Origin of the sequence: Hamadaea sp. (assembly GCF_013362815.1) — a bacterium.
GTDB lineage: Bacteria > Actinomycetota > Actinomycetes > Mycobacteriales > Micromonosporaceae > Hamadaea.
The window spans coordinates 1-6,675 of the sequence record NZ_JABFVK010000091.1; the positions used below are offsets into that span (position 1 = coordinate 1).

6 protein-coding genes are annotated in these 6,675 nt (G+C 71.6%); 1 reads left to right on the forward strand and 5 read right to left on the reverse strand.

All coding sequences use genetic code 11. The features are described 5' to 3' along the window. The 5 genes from HOV77_RS30695 to HOV77_RS30715 form a co-directional block, all read right to left on the reverse strand. The coding region (locus HOV77_RS30695) for a DNA polymerase III subunit gamma and tau (RefSeq protein WP_290868530.1) at positions 1 to 2,273 on the reverse strand (2,273 nt) is incomplete at its 3' end. A 162-nt stretch (positions 2,274 to 2,435) separates the two neighbouring features. Further along, positions 2,436 to 3,620 (reverse strand): ABC transporter permease, encoded by a 1,185-nt coding sequence (locus tag HOV77_RS30700; protein WP_290868533.1) that lies wholly within the window; start codon positions 3,618 to 3,620, stop codon positions 2,436 to 2,438. Continuing rightward, positions 3,617 to 4,276, reverse strand: coding sequence for an ABC transporter ATP-binding protein (locus HOV77_RS30705; protein ID WP_290868536.1), 660 nt, complete (start codon positions 4,274 to 4,276; stop codon positions 3,617 to 3,619). Before HOV77_RS30705 ends, HOV77_RS30700 begins: the two co-directional genes overlap by 4 nt. A 70-nt stretch (positions 4,277 to 4,346) precedes the next feature. Continuing rightward, positions 4,347 to 5,414, reverse strand: a complete 1,068-nt coding sequence (locus tag HOV77_RS30710) for a peptidoglycan-binding protein (RefSeq protein ID WP_290868539.1) — start codon at positions 5,412 to 5,414, stop codon at positions 4,347 to 4,349. After that, on the reverse strand, positions 5,411 to 5,941 hold the full coding sequence (locus tag HOV77_RS30715) for a hypothetical protein (RefSeq protein WP_290868542.1): 531 nt from the start codon (positions 5,939 to 5,941) through the stop codon (positions 5,411 to 5,413). Before HOV77_RS30715 ends, HOV77_RS30710 begins: the two co-directional genes overlap by 4 nt. A gap of 87 nt (positions 5,942 to 6,028) precedes the next feature. On the opposite strand from HOV77_RS30715, the gene HOV77_RS30720 reads away from it, so the two are divergent. Then, on the forward strand, positions 6,029 to 6,675 hold a 647-nt coding region (locus HOV77_RS30720), incomplete at its 3' end, for a response regulator transcription factor (RefSeq protein WP_290868544.1).

The following is a 6,675-nucleotide window of genomic DNA, read 5'->3' on the forward strand; positions in this document are numbered from 1 at the left end:
GCGGCCCGAGCGCCCGCCGCGCCCGCGCGCTGTGGGGCAACCGCGGTCGCCGTCGCTCCACCGCTGGCGGCCGAACGGTTCACCGGCCCGTCGAACTCGGGATCGTAGGGCGGTTCGTCGAGCGGGCCGAAGTCCTCATCGACGACCGCGGTCGCCGTGGCGGCTCGCCCACCAGCGGAGACGGTCTGCGCGGCGGGCGCCTGCGCAAGCGGCTGGCTCCGGACCGACGCGGCCGCCGACGGTCCGGCCACGTTCACCGGGACGTCGCCACCATTGCCGCCGCCGCTGGTACCACCGATGGGTGCGGTAGCTGGCCAGTCCTCCGCATCGTCGGTGGCCGGAGGGGCACTGCGCGGCTCACGAGGCGCGGCTGCCGGACGACTCGGCTGAGCGGGCCGGCTCGCCGTACGCGCGACCGACCCACCACCACCACCGCCTCCGCCCCGCGGGTCGCCACCGACCTCGCAGCGCAGCTGCCAACGCCCGCCGACGACCTCGTGCACCGCGTCGAGCAACGCGCCCGGATCGGCGCTCACGGAGTTGGCATGGAACGAAGCCTTGAAGACCAGCACGATCGTGTTGCCGTCGACGTCGCGGACGACGCCATCCCGAGCCATCGCCGCCGTCCGCTTGTTGCTACGCCCAGTCAACTGGACGATCTCGTCCCACGCCCGGCGCAGCGCCGGAGCGTCGATCTCGCCGCTCGCCGGGGCACTCTCCGACACGCCGGCCGTCGGGCTCGCCGGCGCGGAGACCGGGGCAGCCCCCGGAGTCGCCGGGGCGGACACTGGGCGATCGATCGGGGCGCTCTCCGACACGCCAGCCGTCGGGCTCGCCGGGGCGGACACCGGGCGGTTCGCGGGCGGGGCCGAAGCCGGTCGGGCGGGCTCCGGCTCGGTCACCGTGGCAGGTGCCGAAGACATCGGCGCAGCCGACGCGGCCGAAGCGGCCTGGGTCGGTCCAGCCTGAGTCGGAGCAGCCTGAGCGGAGGAGGCCTGGGCCGGGGCAGCCGGTCGGGCGGCCGACGCCGCAGCAGCTCGGGCCGCCGCCCGGCCGTCGCCGTCACTCGCCACCGAAACGGGTCCGGCACTCGCGGCCGATCCTGATCCGGCGACCGGCCCGCCCTGCTCCAGGCGTTCGAGGCGGGACAACAGGCCGACCTCGGAGGCGTCCGCCGTCGGCAGCAGCATCCGGGCGGTGATCAACTCGAGCAGCAGCCGGGTCGACGTGGTTCCCCGCATCTCGACCAGGCCGTTGTGGGCGATCTCGGCCCACCGGGACAACGTCGCCGGGCCCAGTCGCTGAGCCTGAGTCTGCATCCGCTCCACTTGGTCGGCCGGTGCGTCGATCAGGCCCTTGGCCGCGGCGTCGGGGACCTGGCGCAGCAGGATCAGGTCACGCAGTCGCTCGAGCAAGTCCGCCGTGAACCGCCGAGGATCGTGCCCGGCCTCGGCGACTCGGTCGATCGCACCGAACGCGGCCGCCGCGTCGCCCGCAGCGAGCGCGTCACAGACGTCGTCGATGAGCGTGGCGTCGGTGACCCCGAGCAACGCGACGGCGCGTGCGTATGTGACGCCTTCGGGACCGGCTCCGGCGATGAGCTGGTCGAGCACCGACAGCGAATCCCGGGCCGAACCGCCACCGGCTCGAACCACCAGCGGCAGGACCAGTGGATCGACGGTGACGCCTTCCAGGTCACACAGCTTCTCCAAGTAGGGCCGGAGCACACCGGGCGGCATCAGCCGGAACGGATAGTGGTGCGTACGCGACTTGATCGTGCCGAGCACCTTTTCCGGCTCGGTCGTCGCGAAGACGAACTTCACATAGTCCGGAGGCTCTTCGACCAGCTTGAGCAGGGCGTTGAAGCCCGCCGACGAGACCATGTGCGCCTCGTCGATGATGTAGATCTTGAAACGGCTGACGGCGGGCGCGAAGAAGGCGCGCTCACGCAGCTCGCGGGCGTCGTCCACGCCACCGTGGGAGGCGGCGTCGATCTCGATGACGTCGATCGAACCGGGGCCGTCGGGCGCCAGCGCCCGGCAGGACTCACACTCGCCGCACGGATCAGGCGTGGGGCCCTTCTCACAGTTGAGCGAGCGGGCCAGGATGCGGGCGCTGGACGTCTTGCCACAGCCGCGCGGCCCGGAGAAGAGGTATGCGTGATTCAGCCGTCCGGAGCTGAGCGCCTGGATGAGCGGCTCCGTCACGTGCTCCTGCCCGATCACCTCGGCGAAGGTGCGCGGACGGTACTTGCGATAGAGCGCCAACGCCACGGACGACCACCTCCCGAGATTTGCCGACTCATAGCCTCTCACGACCGGCCGACATCGCCGAGAGCCCGTCACGCCCGCGCCGCCGCAGTTCCGGGTTGATCATGAACCTAGGGGTGGCGACACACCGTCGAGGGGAACCCTGGGTTCATGATCAACGCGGGGTTAGGGGGTGGAGAGGGCTTCGGTGGGGGCGAGCCGGGCGGCCCGGATCGCCGGGTAGAGCCCGGCGACGCCGCCGATGAGCAGGGTGGCCGTCAGGCCGCCCGCGAAGGCCCAGGCCGGCACGACCAACGGCCAGTGCTGCGTCGACGCGTACGCCCCGGTCACCGCCACGCCGAGGAGCACCCCGCCGGCTCCACCGATGGCGGAGAGCAGGAGGGATTCGGCGAGGAACTGGAGGCGTACGTGGCCTCGGGTGGCGCCCAGCGACCGCCGGAGCCCGATCTCGGAACGCCGTTCCAGCACCGAGATGATCATCGTGTTGGCCACGCCGACCCCGCCGACCAGGAGTGCGACCGCGCCGAGGCCGAGCAGCAGCCCGGTGAACGCCTGATCGGTCGCCCGTTGAGCGGCCAGCGCGTCGGACGGCCGGGACACCGCGACCTCTTCGGGATGGCCGGGGCTCGCCGTCGCCGCCAGCACTGCGCGTACCGCTTCGACCTGGTCTTCCGCCGATCGGCAGTAGATCGTCGTCGGGTGCCCGTCGAACTCGGCGTACGCCGTCGCGCTCGCCCAGCCGATCAGCGCAGCGGTGTCCAACTCCTTGGCGAGCGGCACCGGATCGAGGATGCCGACGACGGAGAACCACTGCCCGGCCAGCCATACCCGGAGACCGGGCTGGCGGATGTCCAGCCGCTTGGCCGCCTTCGAGCCCAGCACCACGGCCGGATAACGAGCGGTCGCCGGGGACAACCAGTCCCCCGTACGCACGCTGCCGCCGACCGTGCCGAGCAGGTCGAGCCGGGTCGCCAGGACGGCGATGCTGTTCGTCTGCCCGCGCGGAATGTGATCGTTGCGGTAGACGTGCGCGCCTAGGTTCGCGGTCGCGCTGGCCGACTGCACCGGCCCGATCCGGTCGACCATCTCGACGGCCTCCGTCGGCAGTTGGGCCGGTGCGCCGAACAGGGTCTTGCCAGGTCCGGCGACCAACAGGTTGGTGCCGAGCCGGTCGAGGGTCCGGTTCAGCTCGGCCTGGGAGGACGTCGAGATGCCGACGACCGCCAGCATCGCGGCGATGCCGATGGCGATCCCGAGTGCCGACAGGATCACCCGCAGGGGCCGCGTACGCAGGCCGGATGCCCCCAACCGACCCAAATCCGGCAGCGTCAATCTGGAGGGTGGCGTCATGGAACGACCTTCCCGTCCCGCATCCGGATCTGCCGGGGCAAGCCGGTGGCGATCCCGAGATCGTGGGTGACCACGATGACCGTCGTCCCGGCCGCGTTCAGCTCCCGGAGCAGCTCGACGACCCCGGCTCCGGAGGCGGAGTCGAGGTTGCCGGTCGGCTCGTCGGCGAGCAGCACGGCCGGGTCGCGGACCACTGCCCGGGCGATCGCCACCCGTTGCCGTTCACCGCCCGAGAGCTGGTGCGGCCGGTGGGTCAGCCGATGTCCCAGCCCAACTCTGTCCAAAGTGGCCTCCGCACGCGCCCGGCGACGGCGGATCGGCGTACCGGTGTAAAGCAGCCCGTCCGCCACGTTGTCGAGCACCGACGTCCCACCAGCCAGATGGAACTGCTGGAAGACGAACCCGATCCGGTACGCCCGCAGCGCGGACAACTGCCGGTCGCTCAATCGGGCGACGTCGTGGCCGTCCACGCATACCTGCCCCGACGACGGCCGGTCGAGTACGCCCATCAACTGCAACAGCGTCGACTTGCCCGAACCGGACGGGCCGACGACGGCGGCCAACTCCCCGGGTTGGATCTCCAGCGACACCCTGTCCAGGGCGGTGACCCCGGGATACCGCTTGCCGACCTCGGCCAGAACAAGAACGCCGGTCATGCGATCACCGACCTGCGGCCGGCGCTCGTACGACGAAGACTGAGCCAGCCGATGACCGGCCTGCGGCCCGTCATGAGGGCATCCCCACATCCTGCCCCTCGGCCAGGCCGGCGCCTCGTACTTCGACCCGCCCGTCGGCGAACAGTCCGACCTCGACCGCCACGATGTGCGTACCAGTTGATGTGATCAGTTCGAGGCCGTAACCACCCTCGGCGAGCGCGAGAAGCGCGGCGACCGGGACCGTCAGGACGTCCTTGCGTTCCTCGGCGACGTAGCGGACGTCGACCGGCGTGCTCGCGAGATCGCCCAGGTGGGCCTGGTCGGCGATGGTCACCGTGACCGGGAGCGTGGCCCCGCCGGTGCCCGGAGCGGTCGGATTGCCGCCGCCCTGGTCGGAGGAGGTGGCCGCGACCCCGATGGACGCGATGCGGCCGGCGACCGTGACCTGGCCGGGCAGGGTGACCGTCACTGCCGTGCCGACAGCGGCCCAACCGTGGTCGTTGGCGTCCACGTTGACCGTGACCACCTTCGCGGTGCCGGTCGTCGTCAGGACGTCGCCTGTGGCCGGCGCGCCGACGCGGACCTTCTGCTCCTGAACCCGCAGCGCACCCGCGGCGTAGACCACCATGGCCGGATCGAGGACGCCCGTCTCCGGCAAGCCGAGGTGCTTCTGCCAGCGCTTCACCGCCGAGGCAGTCGACGCGCTGTACTTCTGGTCGACGGTGAAACCGGTGTACCCCAAGGCTTTGAGGTTCTGTTCGAGCTGCCGCACATCCGGACCCTCCGAGCCCACCGCCAACGCCCGGTATGCCGGAAGAGCCCCGTAAAGCAAGGTCACCGGCAGGTTGTCGGCCCGGAACACGACTCCGCCGCGGCTGATCGTCGTGCCCGCGGCCGGCAGCCAGGTGACCAGGCCCGGCGCGCGGCTGGTCAGCGGCACCGCGTCGCCGTAGTCGAGCTGCCCGGCGACGGTCTTCGCGTCGGCGAGCGTCTGTTTGGTGATCTTCGTGCTCGCGGCCGGTCCAGTCGGCTCGGCCGCCTCCGGAGAGCCGGTGCCGCCGAGGCCGAGGATCGCGACCGCCGCCACGGCCACCGTCAGCAAGCCGCCCCCGGCGGCCACCCAGCGCGCCGCCCTCATCCCTTGCCTCCGCTGGTGCCGTGCGGCTGCAGGTTGTCGCATGCCCGCATGGCTTCGGGCAGCTTCGGGTCGCGCTTGATCGCGGCGGCGTCGGTGAACTGCACCGCCCCGGTCTCCGGATCGGGATCGGGCCAGTCGAGGATGCCGTGGTCGCGCATGCACTGCGCGAACTGCCGAAGCCGCTCGATGTCCTCGGGGGCCATCCGCGGCTTGTCCGCACCCCCGGGCAGGTACATCCGGCACGCCTCGGTGGCGGCCAGCGCTTTCTGCTTCTGCCCCGGCGACGCCTGGATCGCGACGCCGCCCTTGTCCTCCTCGGTCTGCACCTCGACGCCGTGGTCTCGCATGCACTGCTGGAACTGGATCGCCCGCTCGCCTTCGTCGGCAGCCGGGGACGGTCCGGCGCTGGTACTGCTGCTCACGACCGGAGCCCCCGAGCCCGCACTGGCCACTCCCGGACCGGACGACTTGCATCCCGTCAGGACGAGCCCCGCCACGAGCACGGCGGTGAATGCGTACTTCCTCATGGGCGCAGCCAACCGAGCGGGCCGTAAGACCGTCGTCAGCGCGAACGCTTATGGCCGCCTTATCCACCCGGCTGGTACACATGGCCCGTGCGAGTGCTGGTGGTGGAGGACGAGGAGCTGCTGGCCGACGCGGTCGCCGAAGGACTGCGCCGGGAATCGCTCGCGGTCGACGTCGCGTACGACGGGGACGCCGCGCTCGAACGGCTGGGCGTCAACGCGTACGACGTCGTCGTGCTGGACCGTGATCTGCCCGGGGTCTCCGGCGACGAGATCTGCGCCGGGCTGGCCGGTGGCGACATCCGGGTTCTGATGCTGACCGCCGCCGGAGACCTCGCCGACCGGGTCGCCGGGCTCTCCCTCGGCGCAGACGACTACCTGGCCAAACCGTTCGCCTTCGCCGAACTCGTGGCCCGCGTACGCGCCCTGGGCCGCCGAGCCCGTCCGGCGGTGCCACCGGTGCTGACCCGGGCGGGGCTGCGGCTGGACCCGAATCGCCGGGAGGTCTACCGCGACGGGCGCTACGTCGGGTTGTCCCGCAAGGAGTTCGCCGTCCTCGAAGAACTGCTGCGGGCCGCCGGAGCCGTCGTCTCCGCCGAGGACCTGCTCGAACGTGCCTGGGACGAGAACATCGACCCGTTCACCAACGTCGTCCGGGTGACCGTCATGACGTTGCGCCGCAAGCTCGGTGACCCGCCCGTCATCGAAACCGTGCCGGGAGTGGGGTACCAGATTCC